This window comes from Kosakonia sp., assembly GCF_032052965.1.
Lineage (GTDB): Bacteria > Pseudomonadota > Gammaproteobacteria > Enterobacterales > Enterobacteriaceae > Kosakonia.
Window position 1 is genome coordinate 54,565 of record NZ_DAMBVN010000009.1, and the last position, 21,390, is coordinate 75,954.

Consider the following 21,390-nt stretch of genomic DNA (forward strand, 5'->3'; position numbering starts at 1 on the left):
TCCGATGACTGTTTTGCGTGTGGAAAATGTCAGCAAGACCTTTGTCCTGCACCATCAACACGGCGTACGTTTGCCGGTACTGCATGAAACTTCGCTGAGTGTAGAAGCAGGAGAATGCGTGGTGCTGCATGGTCACTCCGGCAGCGGCAAGTCGACGCTGTTGCGCTCGCTGTATGCCAACTATTTACCCGACGCCGGGCATATTCATGTCCGGCATGGCGAGGAATGGGTCGACCTGGTACACGCGCCGGCGCGCAAAGTGCAGGAAGTGCGCCGCCACACCATTGGCTGGGTCAGCCAATTTTTACGGGTCATTCCCCGGGTCAGCGCACTGGATGTGGTGATGCAGCCACTGCTTGAACAGGGCGTGCCTCGTGAGGTCTGTGCTCAGAAAGCCGGGCAGCTACTCACCCGACTGAATGTACCAGAACGTTTATGGCATCTCGCCCCGGCAACGTTTTCCGGCGGAGAGCAGCAGCGCGTCAATATCGCCCGTGGTTTCATTGTCGACTACCCCATTTTACTGCTTGATGAGCCTACTGCCTCGCTGGACGAAAAAAACAGCGCCGCTGTGGTGGAACTGATCGCACAGGCGAAAGCGCGCGGGGCGGCAATTGTGGGCATTTTTCACGATGGCACGGTGCGGGAACGCGTTGCTGACCGTCTGTATCCGATGGGAACTCACGCATGATCATCAACAACGTACAACTTATCCTGGAAGACGAGGTCGTGAAGGGATCGCTGGAAGTCCGCGAGGGTGTGATCCGCGCGTTCGCCGAAACGCAGAGCCGCCAGCCGGGCGCGCACGATGGCGACGGCGGCTGGTTGCTGCCAGGGCTAATAGAGCTGCATACCGATAATCTGGATAAGTTCTTCACTCCGCGTCCAAAAGTGGACTGGCCCGCGCACTCGGCGATGAGCAGCCATGATGCGCTGATGGTCGCCAGTGGGATCACTACCGTGCTGGACGCGGTGGCCATTGGCGATGTACGCGACGGCGGCGATCGGCTGGAGAGTCTGGAAAAGATGATCAACGCGGTAGAAGAGACGCAAAAACGCGGCCTGAACCGCGCGGAACACCGCCTGCATTTGCGCTGCGAACTCCCCCATCACACCACACTGCCGCTGTTTGAAAAGCTGGTCGACCGTGAACCGGTCACGCTGGTATCGCTGATGGATCACTCACCAGGCCAGCGTCAGTACGCCAGTTACGCGAAGTACCGTGAATATTATCAAGGCAAATATCACCTGACGGATGCGCAGATGGACCTCTTTGAGCAAGAGCAGCTGGCGTTGGCAGCACAGTGGTCGCAGCCCAACCGCATGGCCATTGCTGCCCATTGTCGTGAACGCAATCTGCCGCTGGCGAGCCATGATGATGCCACCCGCGAACACGTTGTGGAATCACATCAGCTAGGCACACTTATCGCCGAGTTCCCGACCACCTTTGCGGCGGCGGAGGCGTCCCGTGAGCATGGAATGCGTATTCTGATGGGCGCGCCAAACATCGTGCGCGGTGGCTCTCATTCCGGCAACGTGGCGGCGCATAAGCTGGCGGAGCTTGGCCTGCTGGATGTGCTGTCGTCCGATTACTACCCTGCCAGCCTGCTGGATGCAGCGTTTCGCATTGCTGCTGACGAGCAGAACAGTTTCACGTTGCCGCAGGCGATCCGTCTGGTGACGAAAAACCCGGCGCAGGCGTTGAGCCTCCACGATCGCGGTGTGATTGGCGAAGGGAAACGGGCTGACCTGGTACTCGCGCATCACAAAGGCGATCATGTGCATATCGACCATGTCTGGCGCCAGGGAATAAGGGTGTTCTGATGAGCAGATTGATCTGGCTGATGGGGCCGTCCGGCGCGGGAAAGGATTCACTGCTGGCGGCGCTACGCAGTCGTGAACACCCGCAATTGTTGGTCGCGCACCGTTATATTACGCGCCCGGCCAGCGCAGGCAGTGAAAACCATATCGCGCTGAGCGAAAAAGAGTTTTTTACGCGCGCCGAGCAGCATCTGTTTACCCTTAGCTGGCATGCCAATGGCTTTTACTATGGCATTGGCGCAGAGATCGATCTCTGGCTGCAAACGGGTTTTGATGTGGTGGTCAATGGCTCGCGCGGGCATCTGCCACAGGCGCTGGCACAGTACGGAGATCGGTTAATGCCGGTGAACGTGCAAGTGTCGCCGGACATTTTGCGACAGCGGCTGCAGCAGCGCGGTCGGGAAAATGCAACGGAAATCGCCGCCCGCCTGGAGCGCGCCGCGCGTTATCATCCTTCAGGCTGCCTGACGCTTAACAATGATGGAAGTTTGCTACAGTCAGTCGAAGGACTGATTACGATGATACGCGCGCAACAAGGGAAAAGTGCGTAATGACACCGACGCAGTGACGCTGCGTTGATGACGTTTTCTCAACCGTTGTAAGAGGTCGTATGAGCTTAACCATCACCCTTACCGGCACTGGCGGCGCACAGCTGGTGCCGGTGTTTGGTTGCGACTGCGCCGCCTGCCACCGTGCGCGCCAGAACGTCGCACATCGCCGTAAGCCCTGCAGCGCCGCCGTGCAGTTCAATGACGCGATCACTTTGCTTGATGCGGGGATCCCCGACCTGATGGATAACTTTCCTGCGGGTCACTTTCAGCAATTCCTGCTGACCCACTACCATATGGACCATGTTCAGGGCTTATTCCCACTGCGCTGGGGTGTGGGCGATAAAATCCCGGTGTATGGCCCTCCGGACGAACAGGGTTGCGACGATCTGTTCAGGCACCCTGGTTTGCTGGATTTCAGCCACACCGTCGAACCTTTTGTGGTCTTTGATCTGCAAGGCTTGCAGGTGACCCCCCTGCCGTTAAACCACTCAAAACTCACGTTTGGCTATTTGCTGGAATCCGCGCACAGCAGGGTCGCATGGTTAACCGACACGGCGGGCTTGCCGAATAAGACATTGACGTTCCTGCTCAATAATCGTCCGCAGGTGGTCATCATAGATTGTAGTTATGAACCACGCCCGGAAACGCCGAAAAATCACAGCGATTTAACCACCGTTCTGGCGCTGAATGCGGTTATTGGCTGCCCGCGTGTGATCCTAACGCATATCAGTCATGTCTTTGATCAATGGATGATGCAAAACCCGCTGCCGACGGGGGTTGAAGCAGGTTATGATGGCATGCGGATTGTGCTGGATTAGACCGCACAATATGGATATATTCATTCCGGTTATTTCCCGCAGGAACCGGGACAAGAAGACGCAGCCTGTAAAGAGGTAGTTTGAGGGATAAAGCGTACAGACTCGCACTAAAAATTGTTGCGCATAACGCAACGGGGTCTTTAATACCCGCGTGTGATCAGGCAGTTATTTGCACTACGCGGCATAAATGAGTATCGACTTGCCATGAATGTGCTTTTTATTTGTAGCCGAAACCAGTGGCGCAGCCCAACGGCTGAGCAGGTTTTTCGTCGCTATCCAGGGCTGAATGCCCGCTCCGCTGGCACACAACGCCAGGCAAGAAAAACCGTCTCGCCCGCTATTCTCTCCTGGGCTGACGTAATTTGTGTGATGGAAGAACATCACAAAAGCCGGATTATGGCCGACTTTGGCCGCCTGATGCAGCATAAGCCGGTACACGTGCTGGATATTCCCGACGAATACCACTTTATGGATCCGCAACTGGTTGCGATTCTGGAAGATGTCGTTCCGGCACGTTTGGGTTTGCGCGTTCGCGTTCCGGCATAAGCGGTTAGCGATCGTCATCGTCTTCCAGTCTGCGCTGTTCATCATCAAGCTGGCGTCGCTCCTGATCGAGCTGGCGCTGACGATCGTCAAGCTGCTGGCGGCGGTCTTCCAGCTGCCTGCGACGTTCCTCATACCGCCGCTCGCGATTGTCGCGACGCAGACTATCTTCCCGATAACTGTCGTCACGGTTGCTGTTATCGGTATTGTAAGCATCGCCAATCGCCCGCTGAATATTGCCAATAGCATCATCAATCATATCGGCATGGGCCAACTGAGCGCTGAGAGAGAGTGCGCCGAATAACAGCGCTGTCGCGTAACGTTTCATAAAACCCGTCTCAAAAGGGGACTGGCGCTACGGTAATTCACCACTCAGCGGGCGAGTAGCGGAGGATTCTCAAATCCCTGACGGCTAACGCGCCACGTGAATGCGCGCCGCCGGCGGCTGTAGCGCGGTGTGACGGTTCACGTAATCGGCCAGCAGCGAGGCCATCGTCACCTCGTAACGATCGCGGACTGGCACCTGCCGGATACCGTAGTCGCTCACCTGCTCATTGCAGGCGACCCGGTAGATTTTGCTGCTCTCCAGCGGTGCGCCATTCACCTGAATCTGCGTCATTCTGTCGCCAACTGGTCGACTGAAATCCACCGTAAACGTCATACCGCTAACGTGTGCATACGCGCCAGAAATCACCTGCCGATCAGTGTAATTATGCTCGATAAAATCTTTGATCTGCTGCCCGCTCATGTCACGCGTTACGAGCGGAAGGGTGAATGGCAGTGCATTGCGTAACTGCCCTAACGAAACTGGGCCGGCCTGAATGCTGTCTCGCAAGAAAGCCCCGACGGTAAAAGCAATGTCAGCGCGGGCATGTTCCCGCTGCGCATCGGCCAGCAACATACCAAGATTAGTTTGCCCTGAACGGACATGTTCACGCTGCCCGTCCAGCGTAAAAGGCAATGTCATGACGACCTCGCTCAGCGTTGCCGCACTTTTCGCCCGCTGCTGCTGAATAAATGCCTCTACATGGCTCTCTGTAGTCACTGCGGCCAGTGCTGTCCTATCCAGCAGTCGTTCGCGCCAGGCCACTATTTTTTTATCTTTCAGGGTAAGGGTTAGCTCGCCAAGAAAGCGGCCATACTGCCCGACATTCACCATTATGGTGTTACCGATTCGCGTGCCGTCGGGCACTTCAATGTGATCGTGGCCATCAACAAGCACATCAATGCCCGGTACCGCGGCCAGCAATTTGCCGATATTGACATCAGGATCAACCTTGCCCAAATGCGCCATCACAATAATCACATCCACTTTATTTTTGATAAGGGCAACGGTGGTCTTAATTGCCGCTATTGGATCGCTCACCTCGAATCCGGTTAATTTATTGTCTGTTGTCGCCACCATTGCATTGAGGGGAGTAACGCCAATAATTCCTACATTCACTCCGGAAATATTCTTAATGACAAAAGGGTTAAATATTTGTTGACCTTGATAATAAACATTTGCCGAGACAAAAGGAAAATTCGCTTTTTTATCTAATGTCCGCAACACTTCACCGCCGAAGATAAAATCCGCATTACCTGGTGTAAATGCATCATAGCGCATGTAATTCATGGCGGTAATATTTGCAACGCCCAGGGATAAATCTGTCATCGCGATTCCGCTGACCGCATCGCCGACATCCAGCAACAGTACAGGGTGATTATTTTTTCTCATCGCCTCTGCATAAGCGCTGATTTTTCCATAGCCTATTCCCTCTTCACTCATGCCCCGCCCGTGCGTATCGCCCGTATGCAGAAGCGTGAGTGTTGTCTCGCGGGCAAAGTTGGAGAATGAAGTCAAAATAAGCATTCCGCAGCACAACCACTTTTTCATAGTGAATTCCCTTTATATTCCCGTTTAATAATTCTCTTCTAAATATATTTATTCATGATGAATAAAAACAAAAAAAACCTGAAATCCAAATCTCTCAAAAAAGAGAGATATGCGGATTTCAGGTTTAGCCTTAAATAAGTAGCAATCCTTTCAATCTAATTTATCGGCCGTTAGAGAAATGAGCAAGAACATTACGCTCAGGTCTGTGAAGATCATCACCAGAAATAACTACCGCTCTTATTTTTTCCGGCTGTAACCACAATTAAAGGTGTGCGTATTTTATGCGGCGATTCGCCGCAATGCCTGCGCCAGTTGGCCACGGGTAAAAGGTTTACGTAGCAGTTCCACATCTGGCAACGCAGGGTTCTGCGCCGGGCGCAGATCCTGGCCACTGATCAACAACAACGGCAAGTGTGGATAGCGCTGACGCGCAACCGCAATCACCTCTGCGCCGCTTAAACGCCCCGGCAGCATCAGGTCGCTGATTAACATGCCGATCTCCTGTGAGGCCTCCAGCAGTTGCAACGCCTGTTCGCCGGTTTCCGCTTCCAGTGTTAAATACCCCAACTCGTGCAATTGTTCACAGAGCGTCTGTCGCACATCAGCTTCATCTTCCAGCACCAGTACCAGCGTGTCGCGGGTATCGTGTGCCTGCATTGGTAAAGCCTCAACATGGCCGACTGCCTGCACGGCAGCGCGCGGCAGTTGTAATCGTACAGTAGTGCCCTGCCCCGGTGCGCTTTCGATCTCTACCCGGCCACCAGACTGGCGCACAAAACCGTAGACCATCGACAGCCCCAGACCGCTGCCGCTACCGGTTTGCTTGGTGGTAAAGAAGGGTTCAAATACTTGCGCCTTCACCTCCTGCGACATTCCGCAGCCATGATCGATAACCTCCAGCGCCACCATATCCTGCTTGCGTCCATCGCTACGGGTCACGCGTTGATTCCAGGTGCGTACTTTCACCGTCCCGCTTTGCCCTTCCATCGCGTCACGGGCATTCATCACCAGATTGATAATGGCGTTTTCCAGTTGCCCCACGTCGATCCACGCAGGCCAGGCCGGATGCTGAGCTTCAATGTCCAACGTTAACGTCGCAGGCAGCGAGTGGCGCAATAATTCCCCCAGATTCTCCAGCAATGGCTGCATCTCTACTGCATGCGGATGCAGTGACTGTTTACGGGAAAATGCCAGCAAGCGCTGCGTAAGCAATGCACCGCGTTCCGCTGCTTTCAGCGCGCGAGAAATCCGCGGCGAACCTGGCTGCTCCAGTTCGAGGCTGCCGATGATCACCGCCAGCAAATTGTTGAAATCATGCGCCAGTCCACCGGTCAGTTGCCCGACCGCTTTCATTTTCTGGCTATGCAGCAACGCTTCTTCCAGGCTTTTACGTTCCGTTCTGTCCAGGACCACATTGACCATGCCGCGTCCCGGAACCGGGCTGAAACGCAGTTCAATAGTGCGATTATCCACCAGGCGAAGTTCCTGGGTTTTAGGTAACGGGCGGGCAAGATTATCCTGTACATGCGCTGGCAGAGGAGCAAGCTGCTGGAGCAGGCTTTGATAATGCTGACCGCGCTGCAACGCGTGCGCCGTTAACCCCAATAACAAGGGATATTGCGGGTTCCATACCACCAGGCATCCCTGATTATCGAACAAGGCAAACCCGTCTCGCATGGCGAGGAAGGTGGTTTCGAGCTGCGTGCTTTTCTCTTTGAGCAGCTTTGAGGTGTGCTCCAGTGACGCAGTGTTACGGGCAAAAACGTTGAACGCGCGAGCCAGCTGGCCCAGTTCATCGCGCCGCTGCAAGGCCGGCACGGAGACATCCTGCTCGCCGCGCGCCAGTTGCGACATTGCGCGCGAGATCGCCGTCAGGTTAGACCCCAGATTGCGGTAGATATACCATCCGGCGAAACCGGTGATCACCAGCGCCAACAGCGCAAACACGCTGATAAAAATGATGATGGAGCGCATCTCCTGATGACTTTGCGCCGTGCGCTGTTCAGAGGCCTGTGCCACGGCAAAAACATAGCGGTTGATATCGCTATTCAGCAGTGCCACCAGCGCTTTGATATGAAACATTGACCAGCTGATCGCTAAATCACTCTCTTCCAGCTGGCGCGACAGCGGCTCCAGCTTCCGCAACTCGGCGCTGAAATCCGGCAAAATAAATGCCACTGCCGGCTCGCTCGCCTCATTGGGCAACTGACCCATAATGTCGCTCAGTTGCCTGATCGTCGGCCGTGGCGAGGGTGTCTGGATCGCCGCAATCATTAACCGGTCCATCTCCTCCAGCAGCCGCTTGTCGGGTACGTTGCGACCATTAAGGGCATTCAGATCCTGTAAATGACGTAAATAACTCTGGTTCTGATACAGCGAACTGAGCAACGCGTTGCGCTCAAGGTGGCGGCGCTGCCCGCGTTGTAGCATGTCGGTTACGCTCTGTTGTAGTTCATGGCTACGCCGGGTGATTTGCGCCACCAGTTGCGGTTCCAGCGAGGCCAGTGGCGCATTCGCCAGTTGGCTCAACGCGTGCTGGAGTGCGCCTTGCGTCGCCTTCAGTTGCTCCGCTTCCCCTTTATATTCCAGCGCCCCCACAACCTGGGACAGCCGAACCGCGGCCGTGGCGACGCTGGCGGTATCACGCGCCAGATTCATACTGGCGGTCATATCATCCAGTGTTTGCTGTTGTACCTGCTCCTGTAACTGGCTGGCGTGGCGAAACCCCAGTACCGCCACCCCGCAGACCATTAACGTGACCGCGACCACCAGCAAATTGAAGAACAACAGCCGCCCTCGGGCGCTGACGAAAAAGGGGCTTGCACGATACGGCATGAGGGCTCCGGATAGGGTTCAGCACGGTTGCGTAACATCACTATGACAAATATGAACAGCTTCTGACATTTTGCATTTACCAACGTGTGATGAAGTGCGGATATCGTTCTTCTGAGGAGCCAGGACATGAGCAACATGCCCGTGCTGGAGATGCGCAATATTGCCAAAGCGTTCGGCAAGTTTTACGCACTCAAAGGGGTGGATTTGACGGTCTGGCCCGGAGAAATCCACGCGTTAATGGGTGAGAACGGCGCCGGTAAAAGCACGCTGATGAAGATCCTTGCCGGTGCGTATAGCGCCACCAGTGGCGAGATCCTGATTGACGGTCAGCCCTATGTGATCAAGGGGCCAAAAGATGCGCTGGCAGCAGGCATTACCTTGATCTACCAGGAGATGCAGCTGGCCCCCAACCTCACCGTCGCCGAAAACATTTTCCTCGGCAGCGAACTCTCCCGTGGCGGCCTGGTGCAGCGTAAAGAGATGACCGCGCAGGCGCAGGCGGTGATCGATCGCCTCGGCGCGCATTTTAAAGCCACCGACCGGGTGAGGAAGCTGACCATTGCGGAGCAACAGCAGGTGGAAATCGCCCGTGCACTGCATCGCAAGAGTCGTATCCTGGTCATGGACGAACCCACTGCCGCGCTCTCTTCCCGCGAAACCCATCGCCTGTTTGAACTCATTTTGCGCCTGCGCGATGAAGGAATGGCGATCATCTATATCAGCCACCGCATGGCTGAAGTGTATGAGCTGTCTGACCGCGTGAGCGTACTGCGCGACGGGCAGTACGTTGGCGGCCTGACCCGCGACAAGCTGAACGCGTCCGAGCTGGTGCGAATGATGGTCGGTCGCCCGCTCAGCGACCTGTTTAATAAAGAGCGCGATATTCCTCTCGGCAGCCCGCGGCTGACAGTGCATAACCTGACCGATGGCGAAAAGATCTCGCCGGTCAGTTTGCAGGTACGTTCCGGCGAGATAGTCGGCCTTGCCGGTCTGGTCGGGGCGGGTCGTTCGGAGCTGGCGCAGTTGATCTTTGGCGTGCGCAAAGCAACGGGCGGGATGATCGAAGTGGATGGCGAACCGGTGGTGATCCATTCCCCGCGCGCCGCCATCGATCTTGGCATTGGTTTCCTGACAGAGAACCGCAAAGAGCAGGGCTTATTTCTGGAACTGGCAGCGCAGGAAAACATCACCATGGCGACGCTGGAGCGTGATGCCGCATGGGGCATGCTCAACCGTAAAAAGGCGCAGACCATTTCGGATGATGCCATCAAATTACTGAATATTCGCGTGCCGCATGCACAGGTTCGGGCGGGTGGATTGTCGGGCGGTAACCAGCAAAAATTGCTGATTTCCCGCTGGGTGGCTATTGGCCCACGCATCCTGATCCTGGATGAACCAACACGCGGCGTCGATGTCGGCGCAAAAAGTGAAATCTACCGCATCATGAACCAGATGGCGCGCCAGGGCGTAGCCATCCTGATGATCTCCAGCGAACTGCCGGAAATTGTGGGCATGAGCGACCGTGTCTATGTCATGCGTGAAGGCAGCATTGCGGGCGAACTGCACCACGGCGACATCACCCAGGAAAACATTATGACGCTGGCAACCGGCGTAAACGAATCTCATCACCAGGCGGTATCGCATGACTGACTCCAAAGACACGACAGCCGTAGAGGCCTCCGCCAAAAAGATGCTGATGGGCGATCTGATGCAAACGGTCGGCATCCTGCCGATTTTGATCCTGATTGTCGCCGTTTTCGGCTTTGTTGCGCCGAACTTTTTTACCGAAAGCAACCTGTTGAATATTACCCGCCAGGCATCGATCAACATCGTGCTGGCAGCGGGGATGACATTCATCATTCTGACAGGCGGTATCGATCTCTCCGTCGGCTCGATCCTCGGCACCACGGCCGTGGCGGCCATGGTGGTGTCGCTGATCCCCGAATTCGCCATGCTCTCGGTGCCAGCGGCGCTGATGCTCGGTCTGCTGCTTGGCACATTTAACGGCGCACTGGTGGCGTTTGCCGGGTTGCCACCCTTTATTGTCACACTCGGCACTTACACGGCGCTACGTGGTGCGGCCTACCTGCTGGCCGACGGCACGACGGTGATCAATTCAGATATCAGCTTCGAGTGGGTGGGCAACGACTATCTTGGCCCGGTTCCCTGGCTGGTGGTGATTGCTCTGGCGGTGGTGGCGTTGTGCTGGTTTATTCTGCGCCGCACCACGCTCGGGGTACATATCTATGCAGTGGGCGGCAACATGCAGGCCGCGCGCCTTACCGGCATCAAGGTATGGCTGGTACTGCTTTTTGTCTACGGCATGAGCGGCTTGCTGTCCGGACTGGGTGGGGTGATGAGCGCCTCGCGCCTGTACAGTGCCAACGGCAACCTTGGCATGGGCTATGAGCTGGATGCTATCGCAGCCGTGATCCTCGGCGGCACCAGCTTTGTGGGCGGCATTGGCACCATCACCGGCACGCTGGTGGGGGCGCTGATTATCGCCACGCTGAATAACGGGATGACGCTGATGGGCGTCTCCTACTTCTGGCAATTGGTGATCAAAGGGGCGGTGATCATCATTGCGGTGCTGATCGACAAATACCGTACCCGGCATCATCAGGCAGCATAACAATACCCTACAAAACAGAAGCGAGGATTACAGCATGCGTCTTAAACCTCTTGTCACTGCGCTTTGCGCTGGCGCGTTACTGGCCAGTGCGCCATTTGCGCAGGCCAAAGATTTGAAATCCATCGGCGTCACGGTGGGCGATCTGGCGAACCCGTTCTTCGTGCAGATCACCAAAGGCGCGGAGCTGGAAGCACGGAAACTGGCGGGCGATAAGGTCAAAGTCACGCTGGTTTCCAGCGGCTACGATCTCGGTCAGCAAGTGGCGCAAATCGATAACTTTATTGCCGCGAAAGTCGACATGATCATCCTCAATGCTGCCGACTCGAAAGGCATCGGCCCGGCGGTAAAACGCGCGAAAGAGGCTGGCATTGTGGTTGTCGCAGTCGATGTGGCGGCAGAAGGGGCTGATGCGACCATCACCTCCGACAACACCCAGGCGGGTGAAATGGCGTGCAAATACATTACCGATCGTCTGAAAGGCAAAGGCAATGTGGTGATCATCAACGGGCCGCCGGTTTCCGCTGTACAGAACCGCGTTGAAGGCTGCCAGACCGAGTTTAAGCGCCACCCGGATATTAAAGTGCTTTCGGATAACCAGAACGCCAAAGGCAGCCGTGAAGGCGGACTGGAAGTTATGACCTCGTTGCTGGCTGCTAATCCGAAAATCGATGGTGTATTTGCGATTAACGATCCCACTGCGATCGGCGCCGATCTGGCGGCAAAACAGGCACAACGTAATGAGTTCTTTATTGTTGGCGTTGACGGCAGCCCGGACGGTGAAGAAGCGCTGAAACGTAAAAACTCACTGTTTGTTGCGACCCCGGCACAGGATCCTCAGGTGATGGCGGCCCGCGCGGTGGAAATCGGTTATGACATTTTGCAGGGCAAAGCCGCGCCAAAAGAGCCGGTGTTGATCCCGGTCACTCTGATCGATAAACAAAATGTCGGCACTTATAAAGGCTGGACGGTGAAATAAGGTCTTTCGCCCTCTTTCGTCAGGGAGAGGGCGTGCCAACACAGGGGAAACCATGAAACGCTCTGCGATTAATGAAATTCTCGGGCATACGCGGCAGTTCTTCTCCATGCATGATGTGCATTTGCCGCCTTTCGCCAGTTTTCCGCCAACCAAATGGCAGCAACTGGACCGGGACGCCTGGCGCGAAGTTTTTGATCTGAAACTGGGGTGGGATGTCACCGCTTTTGGCGGATCGAACTTCGACGCGCAAGGGCTAACGCTCTTCACCTTACGCAACGGCTCACCCGATGGTGCGCCCTATGAAAAATGCTACGCGGAAAAGATCATGCACGTGCGCGACACGCAGATTACACCCATGCATTTCCACTGGCGTAAACGGGAAGACATCATTAATCGCGGCGGCGGCAATTTAATTATCGAACTGTGGAACGCCGATGCGCAGGAACAAACCGACAGCAACGACGTTACCGTAGTCATTGATGGCTGCATTCAGACTCACGCGGCAGGCAGCCAGTTGCGCCTCTCACCAGGGGAAAGCATCACACTCACACCAGGGTTGTATCACAGCTTCTGGGGCGAACCGGGCTTCGGCGATGTGCTGGTCGGCGAAGTCTCCTCGGTCAACGATGACGAGCATGACAACCGTTTCTTGCAACAGTTTGATCGCTTCAACAACGTTCTGGAAGACGAACCAGCACAACTGGTGCTGTGTAACGAATATCACCTGTTTCTGAGATAAGTTTCAGGTTAAAGGGGACAGCTATGCCGATGATTTCTCTCGCCGACGGGCTGGCGCATGCGCGCGAGCACCACTATGCCTTAGGTGCCTTCAACGTGCTCGACACCCACTTTTTACGCGCGCTGTTTGCCGCTGCAAAACAGGAGCGGTCGCCTTTTATCATCAATATTGCCGAAGTCCATTTTAAATATATCTCGCTGGAGTCCCTGGTGGAGGCGGTGAAGTATGAAGCCGCGCACCATGATATTCCGGTGGTACTGAACCTCGATCACGGCCTGCATTTTGAATCAGTGGTGCGCGCATTGCGTCTCGGTTTTAGCTCTGTCATGTTCGACGGCTCCACGCTGGAGTACGAAGAGAATATTCGCCAGACCCGCGAAGTGGTGAAAATGTGCCATGCCGTCGGCGTTTCGGTCGAGGCAGAACTGGGCGCGGTAGGTGGCGATGAAGGTGGTGCACTCTATGGTCACGCTGATGAGGCCTATTTTACCGACCCTCAACTGGCGCGGGACTTTGTGGATCGCACCGGTATCGACACGCTTGCGGTAGCCATTGGCAATGCGCATGGCAAGTACAAGGGCGAACCGAAACTCGACTTTGAGCGACTGGACGCGATTCGCCAGCAGACCGGGCTGCCACTTGTGCTGCATGGCGGTTCCGGTATCAGCGATGCCGATTTCCGGCGCGCGATTTCGCTGGGCATCCATAAAATCAACTTCTACACCGGCATGTCGCAGGCGGCGCTGGGCGCTATTGAACGGCAAATGGCAAACCGCCAGCCGCTGTATGATGAGTTCGCGCAGTTGTTGCTGGGGGTTGAAGAGGCCATTACGGACACGGTTGCCGGGCAAATGCGCATTTTTGGCAGTGCGGGGCAACTCTGATGGAACGCAAAGGGATTATCGCCGCGGGTAATATGCTGGTCGATCATGTTCACCAAATTGTGCAATGGCCGGAGCGCGGCTGGCTGGCGGAAATCACACATAGCGAGCGTTCTACCGGCGGCGCGCCGCTGAATGTGCTGCTGACGCTGGCGAAAATGCATACGGGCATGCCGCTACAGGCGGTGGGGCTGGTGGGTGAAGACAGCGATGGCGACTACATTATGGCGATGCTGGAGCAGTACCATATCAACCGCCAGCATGTCCAGCGCACGCACGTTGCGCCGACATCAATGTCACAAGTAATGACCGATCCCTCCGGGCAGCGCACCTTTTTTCACTCGCCTGGCGCTAACCGCCTGTTGGATCTCCCCGCCTTTGATAGCCTTGATAGCAGCATGAAAATCTTCCATCTCGGCTATTTACTGCTGCTCGACAGCCTGGATATGCCGGATGAAGAATTTGGCACCCGCAGCGCGCGATTACTGGCACAGATGCGCGAACAGGGTTATGAAACCTCGCTGGATTTGGTATCACGCAAGGGTGATCCGCGCTATCAGCCGCTGGTGTTGCCGTGCCTGACGCACCTGGATTATCTGGTGATTAATGAACTGGAAGCCGGCGAATTCAGCGGGCTTGCCATGCGCACCACAGACGACAAACCCCATATTGACCATATTGCGTTAGCGGCGGCAAAGCTGTTGGCGGCAGGCGTAAAACAGCGGGTGGTGATCCACTGCCCGGAAGGTGCCTGGGGTGAAGCCGCCGGGCAGGCCGGAGAGTGGATCCCTTCGCGTATGTTAAGCCAGGCGGAAATTATCGGCAGTGTCGGTGCGGGTGATGCGTTCTGCGCCGGGTTTTTATACGGATGCCATGAACACTGGACACTGCATGCCAGCGTCCAGTTAGCCCATACCTGCGCCCGCGCCAGCCTGCTGTGCGCTAACGCCATTGACGGCGCCAAAACACTGGAGGCGTTGCAGGCGGAGATCGCCGCCGCAACCTAACGGCCCGATAATGCGCAAGGCAAGGCAACTAGGCTGCTTTCGCGTTATCAATAACATCAGCCGCGAAGACGTAACCCAGCCCGCGCAGCGTTTTGATAAAAGCAGGCTGGTGCGGATTGAGCTCGATTTTGCGCCGCAGGCGCATAATCAGCACATCAATGGTACGGTCAAAAACCTCGACGCTTTCGCTATGGGTTAACGTGAGCAGTTGTTCGCGGCTCAGCACTCGCCGGGCGTTTTGCACCAGTGCCAGCAGCAAACTGTATTCCCCCTGCGTCAGGGCAATATTCTGCTGCTGCGGGTTAAACAATTCGCATCGCACAGGATCGAGATGCCAGCCGTTAAACAGGAAACCTGCCGTTTTCACGCCAGCGGTGTCGGCCGCCAGCACGCCAGTGCGGCGCAATACCGCATTAACCCGCGCCACCAACACGCGCGCGTTGAAAGGCTTGCCAATATAATCGTCTGCGCCCATTTCCAGCCCGACCACCACATCCGACTCACTGCCTAAACCGGTTAGCATCACGACCGGCAGTTCAGGCCGCTGTTTTTGCAACTGCTGTAAAACACGCAATCCGTTGATATCCGGCAGCATCATATCCAGCAGCACCAGCGCGATATCGGGTTTCTGCCCGGCAAGCGCTATCGCATCCAGCCCGTTATGGCAGACGTAGACCGTAAAGACATGCTCACTGAGCACCTCTTCCAGCAGTTCGCATACCGCCGTATCGTCATCTACCACCAGAATTGCAGGTTTCATCGGTCGCATCCGCAGGCGTTGTTGGGCTAAGTGTGATCCATTCTGTAAGCAGCCAACGATAAATGCAGTGAATTAATGCCGGTTTTTTAATCGGGGTCACATCCCCTCGCCTTTCGACACGTCACTTTTGACGATGACCTGCGTTTCGTCAGTATTTTGACCAAATTTGCGCCGTAATATCCGTTAATAGCCCCAATAACGCTATGGCATAGAAGATGCATAATGGGGAAGACAATTTTAACTGGAGCGAAAGTGATGAAAAAAGTCGTCACGGTTTGCCCGTATTGCGCCTCGGGATGCAAAATCCATCTGGTGGTCGATAACGGCAAAATCGTTCGGGCTGAAGCAGCGCAGGGGAAGACCAATCAGGGTACCCTTTGCCTGAAGGGGTATTACGGTTGGGACTTCATTAACGATACCCAAATCCTGACGCCTCGTCTGAAAACCCCGATGATCCGCCGCCAGCGTGGCGGCAAACTGGAGTCTGTGTCCTGGGATGAAGCCCTCGACTATGTCGCCGGGCGTTTAAGCGCGATCAAAGAGAAATATGGCCCGGATGCTATCCAGACCACCGGCTCATCCCGCGGTACGGGTAATGAAACCAACTACATAATGCAAAAATTCGCGCGCGCCGTTATTGGTACCAATAACGTCGATTGCTGCGCTCGTGTCTGACACGGCCCCTCGGTTGCAGGTCTGCACCAATCGGTCGGTAATGGCGCGATGAGTAATGCCATTAATGAAATCGATAACACGGATTTAGTGTTTATCTTTGGTTACAACCCCGCAGATTCTCACCCTATCGTCGCCAATCATGTTCTTAGGGCGAAACAAAACGGGGCGAAAATCATTGTCTGCGATCCGCGCAAAATTGAAACCGCGCGCATTGCCGATATGCACGTTGCGTTGAAAAACGGGTCGAACATCGCCCTGCTTAACGCTATGGGACAGGTGATTATCGAAGAAAACCTGTACGACCAGGCGTTTGTTGCCAGCCGTACGGAAGGCTTTGAAGAATATAAAAAAATCGTTGAAGGCTATACCCCGGAATCGGTTGAAGATGTCACGGGTGTAAGCGCCCAGGAGATCCGTCAGGCAGCACGTATGTATGCCGGGGCAAAAACAGCCGCGATCCTGTGGGGTATGGGCGTCACCCAGTTCTACCAGGGTGTGGAAACCGTGCGCTCGCTGACCAGTCTCGCGATGCTGACCGGAAATCTGGGTAAAGCTCACGTGGGCGTTAACCCGGTACGCGGCCAGAACAACGTTCAGGGTGCCTGCGATATGGGTGCGCTACCGGACACGTTCCCGGGCTATCAGTACGTGAAAGAAGAGGCGCACCGCGAGAAATTCGCTAAAGCCTGGGGCGTGGACAGCCTGCCTGCGCACACCGGTTATCGCATTAGCGAGTTACCGCACCGCGTCGCGCATGGCGAAGTGCGCGCGGCGTACATTATGGGTGAAGATCCTCTGCAAACCGATGCCGAGCTTTCGGCAGTGCGTAAAGCGTTTGAAGAGCTTGAGCTGGTGATTGTGCAGGACATTTTCATGACCAAAACCGCGTCTGCGGCGGATGTTATTTTGCCGTCTACGTCGTGGGGTGAGCATGAAGGTGTGTACACCGCTGCGGATCGCGGTTTCCAGCGCTTCTTTAAAGCGGTTGAGCCGAAGTGGGACTTGAAAACGGACTGGCAAATTATCAGTGAGATTGCCACCCGTATGGGTTACCCGATGCATTACAACAACACGCAGGAAATCTGGGACGAATTGCGTCATCTGTGCCCGGACTTCTACGGCGCTACCTACGATAAGATGGGTGAGCTGGGCTACATTCAGTGGCCGTGTCGCGACACATCGGAGGCCGATCAGGGTACCTCTTATCTGTTTAAAGAGAAGTTCGATACCCCGAATGGACTGGCGAAGTTCTTTACCTGCGACTGGGTCGCGCCAATGGATAAACTGACCGAAGAGTATCCGATGGTGTTGTCCACCGTGCGTGAAGTGGGTCACTACTCCTGCCGCTCCATGACCGGTAACTGCGCCGCGCTTGCCGCGCTGGCGGATGAACCGGGCTACGCGCAAATCAACACTGCCGATGCCGCAAGGCTGGGCATTGAAGATGAGGCGCTGGTGTGGGTGAACTCGCGTAAAGGGCGGATTATCACCCGTGCGCAGGTCAGCGAGCGTCCTAACAAAGGCGCGGTGTATATGACCTACCAGTGGTGGATTGGTGCCTGTAATGAGCTGGTCACAGAGAACCTCAGCCCAATTACCAAGACGCCGGAGTATAAGTATTGTGCCGTGCGCGTGGAGCCGATCGCCGATCAGCGCACCGCCGAGCAATATGTTATTGATGAATACAATAAGTTAAAAACCCGACTGCGTGAAAGCGCGCTGGGTTAATAACCGAACATAGTCATCTTATTAAAGCGGAGTGATTAATTCACTCCGCTTTTTCTTTATTGAGGCACATAAATAAATTACAGATGATATTTGAGAGCAAGCCCGAATAAAAATCTAATTTAACGCAAAGGAAATTACATACTTCATTTTAGACGTGAAGGAATAGTATATCAGGCAGCCACGTAATCCTTTTAAATTTAACCATGTTAGTATTTATGAATAGGAGAAGTCAGCCCCGGATCTGTTTCCATAACCCAGGGCTACTCCTCAACTCCTACATCGGTTGAAAGTTCGCTTCTTATTCTTTTCTTTAAAAAGAGTAAAAGGCATGACGCCATTAAGATACTTGTTAAGCATTCTATTAATTCTTTGTGTATCAATCCTGCTGCTCACCTTTATTCATCGTGGGAGCCTCTGGGAATTAACAATAAAGCGTCAACACCAGGGAGTGGCGGAAAAATTAACCTGTCTCTCTGGCTAAACCTGGCAGGGGGAAAGTTTTCCTGGCCGTGATCCGCAAAAGCGTTACCCGCGCACGTTAAATATCGCTCAACAGGCCCCGCGCCGAGCGATTACAGGGCAACACACCTGAGAGGCGCATCAGCGGATCTTCGCTATTCACCAGCATGGCAGTTAGATAAGCGGTGTTAACAAGTTAGGTAAACGGAAGGGAAGGAATGAGAAGCGTAACGGGATAACGAAAAACCCTGTCGGCGCGAGCGCGCTAACAGGGTTTCAGCAAGCTTACTGATCGGCGGTTTTGTCGAATTTGCCCAGCACTTCGCGCTCATACGCCAGCGCTTTTTTGCGGTCAAATTTGTGTTCCCACTTGGCGATAACCAACACTGCCAGTGCATTACCCACCACGTTCAGCGCGGTACGGCCCATATCGAGAATACGGTCAACACCGGCAATAAACGCCAGACCTTCCAGCGGAATACCGACGCTACCCAGCGTTGCCAGCAGTACCACAAACGAAACGCCAGGCACACCGGCGATACCTTTCGAGGTCACCATCAGCGTCAGCACCAGAATAATCTCCTGACCAATCGACAGGTCGATGCCATACAGCTGTGCAATAAAGATGGCAGCAATACTCTGGTACAGCGTAGATCCATCAAGGTTAAAGGAGTAGCCGGTCGGTACCACAAAGCTGGTGATTGACGCAGGTGCGCCGTAGGCTTCCATCTTTTCAATGATACGCGGCAGCACGCTTTCAGAGCTGGCCGTTGAGTACGCCAGGATTAGCTCTTCTTTGAGAATGCGGATCAAAATCCAGATGCTGAGACCGCAAATACGCGCCACGATGCCCAACACCACCAGCGCAAAAAACAGAATGGCGAAATAGACCAGGATCACCAGTTTAGCCAGTGGCCACAGCGAGGCAAAACCGAAGTTCGCGACCGTCACCGAGATGAGTGCGAAAACCCCTACCGGTGCATAACGCATCACCATATGAGTAACTTTGAACATGGTTTCAGAGATCGAACGGAACACCGTAACCAGCGGCTCGCGGTGCGTTGCCGGCAGGGAAGAAAGCCCCAGGCCAAACAATACGGAGAAGAAGATGATCGGCAGCATGTCACCCTTCGCCATCGACGCAATGATATTGGTCGGTACCAGCGATAAAATCGTCCCCATCAGGCCGTGAGCGTGGCTTTGCACTTCTGCGGTGGTGCTTTGGTATTTCGAAATATCCACCGCCGCCAGTTGTGACATATCAATACCTGAACCCGGCTGGAAAACATTCGCCAGCGTGATGCCCAGAACGATAGCAACCGTAGTGATCACTTCGAAATAAATGATGGTCTTCGCACCGATACGACCAAGTTGTTTTGCATCGCCAACACCTGCAATCCCAACAACCAGCGTGGAGATAACGATTGGCACCACAATCATTTTAATCAAATGAATAAAGATATCGCCTGCCGGAGACAGGAGGTTCGCAATCAGCCACTCGCGGCTGTCGCTGTGATAATGCAGGTAACTACCCAGAAGAATACCCAGCACCAGGGCCAGCAAAATTTGCCAGGCCAGGCTGACTTTCATGTTTTTCATAATTACAGACATCCTCAATGAAGCACCATTCCATGGTCAGGAACGACACATACTGAAAGGGTATGATTCGCATCGCACGGTATTGCGGGGTTTTTTAAAGCGCATTATCAGTATCATTTGCAGGGTGTAATACGCAACCCTATACCGTAAGGGGGTTTGACTGAATTTTCTCATAAAAATGGCTTTTTATTTCAATTATCACTTATAACTTGCTGTTATATAAAAGTTTTCTATAAGACCATTTACAATATTTACTTTTGGAAATTATTCACCGAATGATGTTCATTTGCGTATTTTTTGACCGGCAATAATGCCACACCGGTCATCGAACATGGAAATTTCGACTGCTTTTTATCCATCAGCCAGTCATTCGCTCAGCGGTGAGTCGTTAACATACACATAACATTCCGAGGTTAATTTCCGACATCGCCCATGATAACAAGCTGCGTCGGGTCAGCGTCCCGATAACGGATTACGACCGTATTCCCGCGGCGGTATTTGTCGGCGTCAAAAACCTTAACAATGATCTCTCGCTGGGTGGCGATCGGCCTGGTGCCAGCAGTAAATTCCAGCGTCAATTGCAGGAATATCCCCCCTTCGGTAGTGCGGCCGTCAGGTTGTCGGGCATCGGTAATTCGCGCCACTGTCTCAATGCCGGTGCGTTTAATCGCTTCATTTTCCCGCGAAGAAATAACAGAGTTTCGGACGCCAATAAAGACGATTACAAGCCCCCCGGAACAGAGAATAATACAGAGCCACATCGCGAGTGTTGGCAGCAAATCCATAACATCCTTTTCCTTCTTTCATGTATAAACCGGCTCGTGGCGACTCACGTGTTTTCAGCTTGCCAGGCACCTATTTGCATCACTGCGATACGACCTCGCTTGCCGGTTTTCACCACCAGCGGCAGCCCTTTTCGCAGCAAGTGAACCTGCCCCAATGTAATTAATGCCTTAGCGCTATAAAGCTGCTGAGAGTGGCCGAGGTAGAAAGAGATATCAAAAAACAGGTTGCCGCCGTAGAGAATATTGCTCTGCTGCCAGCTTTCGATACGGGTATTGTGCAATTCCCCTGGCCAGCTATCGCGTTTCAGAAATACCTTTGCAGCCCTTTCGCTGGCAGCGCTGCCTCTGAACGTAAGCCAGGTGGCGATCATAAATACGCACGGCGTCGCAATACCAATGCACAGCGAAGTCATCTCAAGGGTGGACATAGAAGTGAGCCAGTGTGGAAGCGTCATCGCTTTCTCCGTTGCGATTATCCCGTCGGTACTCTAGCACCGGCGCATGCACACGCTGCCCTGACGGGCATTTTTTTAAGAATGTTCTCAACCGGGCCTGCGTCAAAGTGTAATCGAATCGTCATTTTCCATAACCTACTGTTATGAAGCTTATTTATCTCCGCTGGATGTTTTTCGCCCGCTTTTTGCAGCTAGCGCATTTATTTTGCTGGTTTTTCATCCCATGCAATTAATGCGTGATCTGTCGCGC

General features: G+C 54.3%; 20 protein-coding genes. 13 read left to right on the forward strand and 7 right to left on the reverse strand.

Features of this window, described 5'->3' with window-relative positions; all coding sequences use genetic code 11:
• Positions 1–4 precede the first annotated feature (4 nt).
• The 5 genes from phnL to RTX30_RS12815 all read left to right on the forward strand — a co-directional run bounded on the left by phnL (position 5) and on the right by RTX30_RS12815 (position 3,736).
• Positions 5–691 carry a phosphonate C-P lyase system protein PhnL gene (gene phnL, locus RTX30_RS12795; protein ID WP_312690300.1) on the forward strand — a complete coding sequence of 229 codons (687 nt, stop codon included), beginning with the start codon at positions 5–7 and terminating at the stop codon, positions 689–691.
• Positions 688–1,824, forward strand: coding sequence for an alpha-D-ribose 1-methylphosphonate 5-triphosphate diphosphatase (gene phnM / locus RTX30_RS12800; RefSeq protein WP_312690302.1), 1,137 nt, complete (start codon positions 688–690; stop codon positions 1,822–1,824). Before phnL ends, phnM begins: the two co-directional genes overlap by 4 nt.
• Positions 1,821–2,372 carry a ribose 1,5-bisphosphokinase gene (gene phnN, locus RTX30_RS12805; protein ID WP_312690510.1) on the forward strand — a complete coding sequence of 184 codons (552 nt, stop codon included), beginning with the start codon at positions 1,821–1,823 and terminating at the stop codon, positions 2,370–2,372. Before phnM ends, phnN begins: the two co-directional genes overlap by 4 nt.
• A 59-nt stretch (positions 2,373–2,431) precedes the next feature.
• Positions 2,432–3,190, forward strand: a complete 759-nt coding sequence (gene phnP, locus RTX30_RS12810) for a phosphonate metabolism protein PhnP (protein ID WP_312690304.1) — start codon at positions 2,432–2,434, stop codon at positions 3,188–3,190.
• A 204-nt stretch (positions 3,191–3,394) separates the two neighbouring features.
• Complete coding sequence (locus tag RTX30_RS12815; protein WP_312690306.1) at positions 3,395–3,736, forward strand: phosphotyrosine protein phosphatase; 342 nt, start codon at positions 3,395–3,397, stop codon at positions 3,734–3,736.
• A 4-nt stretch (positions 3,737–3,740) separates the two neighbouring features.
• Here the strand turns inward: RTX30_RS12815 and yjdP are convergent, their stop codons facing one another.
• The 3 genes from yjdP to RTX30_RS12830 all read right to left on the reverse strand — a co-directional run bounded on the left by yjdP (position 3,741) and on the right by RTX30_RS12830 (position 8,444).
• The gene (gene yjdP, locus RTX30_RS12820) at positions 3,741–4,061 is read right to left on the reverse strand and encodes a DDRRRQL repeat protein YjdP (protein ID WP_312690308.1); all 321 of its coding nucleotides are present in this window, start codon (positions 4,059–4,061) and stop codon (positions 3,741–3,743) included.
• 84 nt (positions 4,062–4,145) lie between these two features.
• The gene (locus RTX30_RS12825; protein WP_312690310.1) at positions 4,146–5,609 is read right to left on the reverse strand and encodes a 5'-nucleotidase C-terminal domain-containing protein; all 1,464 of its coding nucleotides are present in this window, start codon (positions 5,607–5,609) and stop codon (positions 4,146–4,148) included.
• Between the two features lie 279 nt (positions 5,610–5,888).
• Positions 5,889–8,444 (reverse strand): ATP-binding protein, encoded by a 2,556-nt coding sequence (locus tag RTX30_RS12830; protein WP_312690312.1) that lies wholly within the window; start codon positions 8,442–8,444, stop codon positions 5,889–5,891.
• Positions 8,445–8,570: 126 nt separating this feature from the next.
• Here RTX30_RS12830 and RTX30_RS12835 point away from each other — a divergent pair, with 126 nt between their 5' ends.
• Genes RTX30_RS12835 through RTX30_RS12860 form a run of 6 tightly spaced genes read left to right on the forward strand, consistent with a single transcriptional unit; the run spans position 8,571 to position 14,679 of the window.
• Positions 8,571–10,094: a sugar ABC transporter ATP-binding protein gene (locus tag RTX30_RS12835; protein ID WP_312690314.1), complete on the forward strand. Its 1,524-nt coding sequence runs from the start codon at positions 8,571–8,573 to the stop codon at positions 10,092–10,094.
• Positions 10,087–11,076 carry an ABC transporter permease subunit gene (locus RTX30_RS12840; RefSeq protein WP_312690316.1) on the forward strand — a complete coding sequence of 330 codons (990 nt, stop codon included), beginning with the start codon at positions 10,087–10,089 and terminating at the stop codon, positions 11,074–11,076. Before RTX30_RS12835 ends, RTX30_RS12840 begins: the two co-directional genes overlap by 8 nt.
• A gap of 34 nt (positions 11,077–11,110) precedes the next feature.
• On the forward strand, positions 11,111–12,052 hold the full coding sequence (locus RTX30_RS12845; RefSeq protein WP_312690318.1) for an ABC transporter substrate-binding protein: 942 nt from the start codon (positions 11,111–11,113) through the stop codon (positions 12,050–12,052).
• A gap of 52 nt (positions 12,053–12,104) precedes the next feature.
• A complete protein-coding gene (locus RTX30_RS12850) occupies positions 12,105–12,791 on the forward strand; it encodes a D-lyxose/D-mannose family sugar isomerase (protein WP_312690320.1) in 687 nt (228 codons plus the stop codon).
• A 23-nt stretch (positions 12,792–12,814) separates the two neighbouring features.
• Positions 12,815–13,675 carry a ketose 1,6-bisphosphate aldolase gene (locus tag RTX30_RS12855; protein WP_312690322.1) on the forward strand — a complete coding sequence of 287 codons (861 nt, stop codon included), beginning with the start codon at positions 12,815–12,817 and terminating at the stop codon, positions 13,673–13,675.
• Positions 13,672–14,679, forward strand: coding sequence for a carbohydrate kinase family protein (locus RTX30_RS12860; protein ID WP_312690512.1), 1,008 nt, complete (start codon positions 13,672–13,674; stop codon positions 14,677–14,679). Before RTX30_RS12855 ends, RTX30_RS12860 begins: the two co-directional genes overlap by 4 nt.
• A gap of 28 nt (positions 14,680–14,707) precedes the next feature.
• Here RTX30_RS12860 and RTX30_RS12865 read toward each other — a convergent pair whose 3' ends face one another.
• Positions 14,708–15,439 (reverse strand): response regulator transcription factor, encoded by a 732-nt coding sequence (locus RTX30_RS12865; protein ID WP_312690324.1) that lies wholly within the window; start codon positions 15,437–15,439, stop codon positions 14,708–14,710.
• Positions 15,440–15,694: 255 nt separating this feature from the next.
• Between RTX30_RS12865 and fdhF the strand changes: the two genes are divergently transcribed.
• Both fdhF and RTX30_RS12875 read left to right on the forward strand, forming a co-directional pair.
• Positions 15,695–17,842 (forward strand): formate dehydrogenase subunit alpha, encoded by a 2,148-nt coding sequence (fdhF, locus tag RTX30_RS12870; RefSeq protein WP_312690326.1) that lies wholly within the window; start codon positions 15,695–15,697, stop codon positions 17,840–17,842.
• Between the two features lie 328 nt (positions 17,843–18,170).
• Positions 18,171–18,323 (forward strand): Hok/Gef family protein, encoded by a 153-nt coding sequence (locus RTX30_RS12875; protein WP_312690328.1) that lies wholly within the window; start codon positions 18,171–18,173, stop codon positions 18,321–18,323.
• 263 nt (positions 18,324–18,586) lie between these two features.
• Here RTX30_RS12875 and gltP read toward each other — a convergent pair whose 3' ends face one another.
• The 3 genes from gltP to RTX30_RS12890 form a co-directional block, all read right to left on the reverse strand.
• The gene (gene gltP / locus RTX30_RS12880) at positions 18,587–19,900 is read right to left on the reverse strand and encodes a glutamate/aspartate:proton symporter GltP (protein ID WP_312690330.1); all 1,314 of its coding nucleotides are present in this window, start codon (positions 19,898–19,900) and stop codon (positions 18,587–18,589) included.
• Between the two features lie 413 nt (positions 19,901–20,313).
• A complete protein-coding gene (locus RTX30_RS12885; protein WP_312690331.1) occupies positions 20,314–20,685 on the reverse strand; it encodes a DUF3592 domain-containing protein in 372 nt (123 codons plus the stop codon).
• A 44-nt stretch (positions 20,686–20,729) separates the two neighbouring features.
• Positions 20,730–21,140, reverse strand: coding sequence for a hypothetical protein (locus RTX30_RS12890; RefSeq protein ID WP_312690332.1), 411 nt, complete (start codon positions 21,138–21,140; stop codon positions 20,730–20,732).
• Positions 21,141–21,390: the final 250 nt, after the last annotated feature.

Coding starts and splice junctions, on each gene's coding strand:
- phnL (WP_312690300.1), top strand. CDS start 5: ATGACTGTTTTGCGTGTGGAAAATGTCAGCAAGACCTTTGTCCTGCAC.
- phnM (WP_312690302.1), top strand. CDS start 688: ATGATCATCAACAACGTACAACTTATCCTGGAAGACGAGGTCGTGAAG.
- phnP (WP_312690304.1), top strand. CDS start 2,432: ATGAGCTTAACCATCACCCTTACCGGCACTGGCGGCGCACAGCTGGTG.
- RTX30_RS12815 (WP_312690306.1), top strand. CDS start 3,395: ATGAATGTGCTTTTTATTTGTAGCCGAAACCAGTGGCGCAGCCCAACG.
- yjdP (WP_312690308.1), bottom strand. CDS start 4,061: ATGAAACGTTACGCGACAGCGCTGTTATTCGGCGCACTCTCTCTCAGC.
- RTX30_RS12825 (WP_312690310.1), bottom strand. CDS start 5,609: ATGAAAAAGTGGTTGTGCTGCGGAATGCTTATTTTGACTTCATTCTCC.
- RTX30_RS12830 (WP_312690312.1), bottom strand. CDS start 8,444: ATGCCGTATCGTGCAAGCCCCTTTTTCGTCAGCGCCCGAGGGCGGCTG.
- RTX30_RS12835 (WP_312690314.1), top strand. CDS start 8,571: ATGAGCAACATGCCCGTGCTGGAGATGCGCAATATTGCCAAAGCGTTC.
- RTX30_RS12840 (WP_312690316.1), top strand. CDS start 10,087: ATGACTGACTCCAAAGACACGACAGCCGTAGAGGCCTCCGCCAAAAAG.
- RTX30_RS12845 (WP_312690318.1), top strand. CDS start 11,111: ATGCGTCTTAAACCTCTTGTCACTGCGCTTTGCGCTGGCGCGTTACTG.
- RTX30_RS12850 (WP_312690320.1), top strand. CDS start 12,105: ATGAAACGCTCTGCGATTAATGAAATTCTCGGGCATACGCGGCAGTTC.
- RTX30_RS12855 (WP_312690322.1), top strand. CDS start 12,815: ATGCCGATGATTTCTCTCGCCGACGGGCTGGCGCATGCGCGCGAGCAC.
- RTX30_RS12865 (WP_312690324.1), bottom strand. CDS start 15,439: ATGAAACCTGCAATTCTGGTGGTAGATGACGATACGGCGGTATGCGAA.
- RTX30_RS12875 (WP_312690328.1), top strand. CDS start 18,171: ATGACGCCATTAAGATACTTGTTAAGCATTCTATTAATTCTTTGTGTA.
- gltP (WP_312690330.1), bottom strand. CDS start 19,900: ATGAAAAACATGAAAGTCAGCCTGGCCTGGCAAATTTTGCTGGCCCTG.
- RTX30_RS12885 (WP_312690331.1), bottom strand. CDS start 20,685: ATGGATTTGCTGCCAACACTCGCGATGTGGCTCTGTATTATTCTCTGT.
- RTX30_RS12890 (WP_312690332.1), bottom strand. CDS start 21,140: ATGACGCTTCCACACTGGCTCACTTCTATGTCCACCCTTGAGATGACT.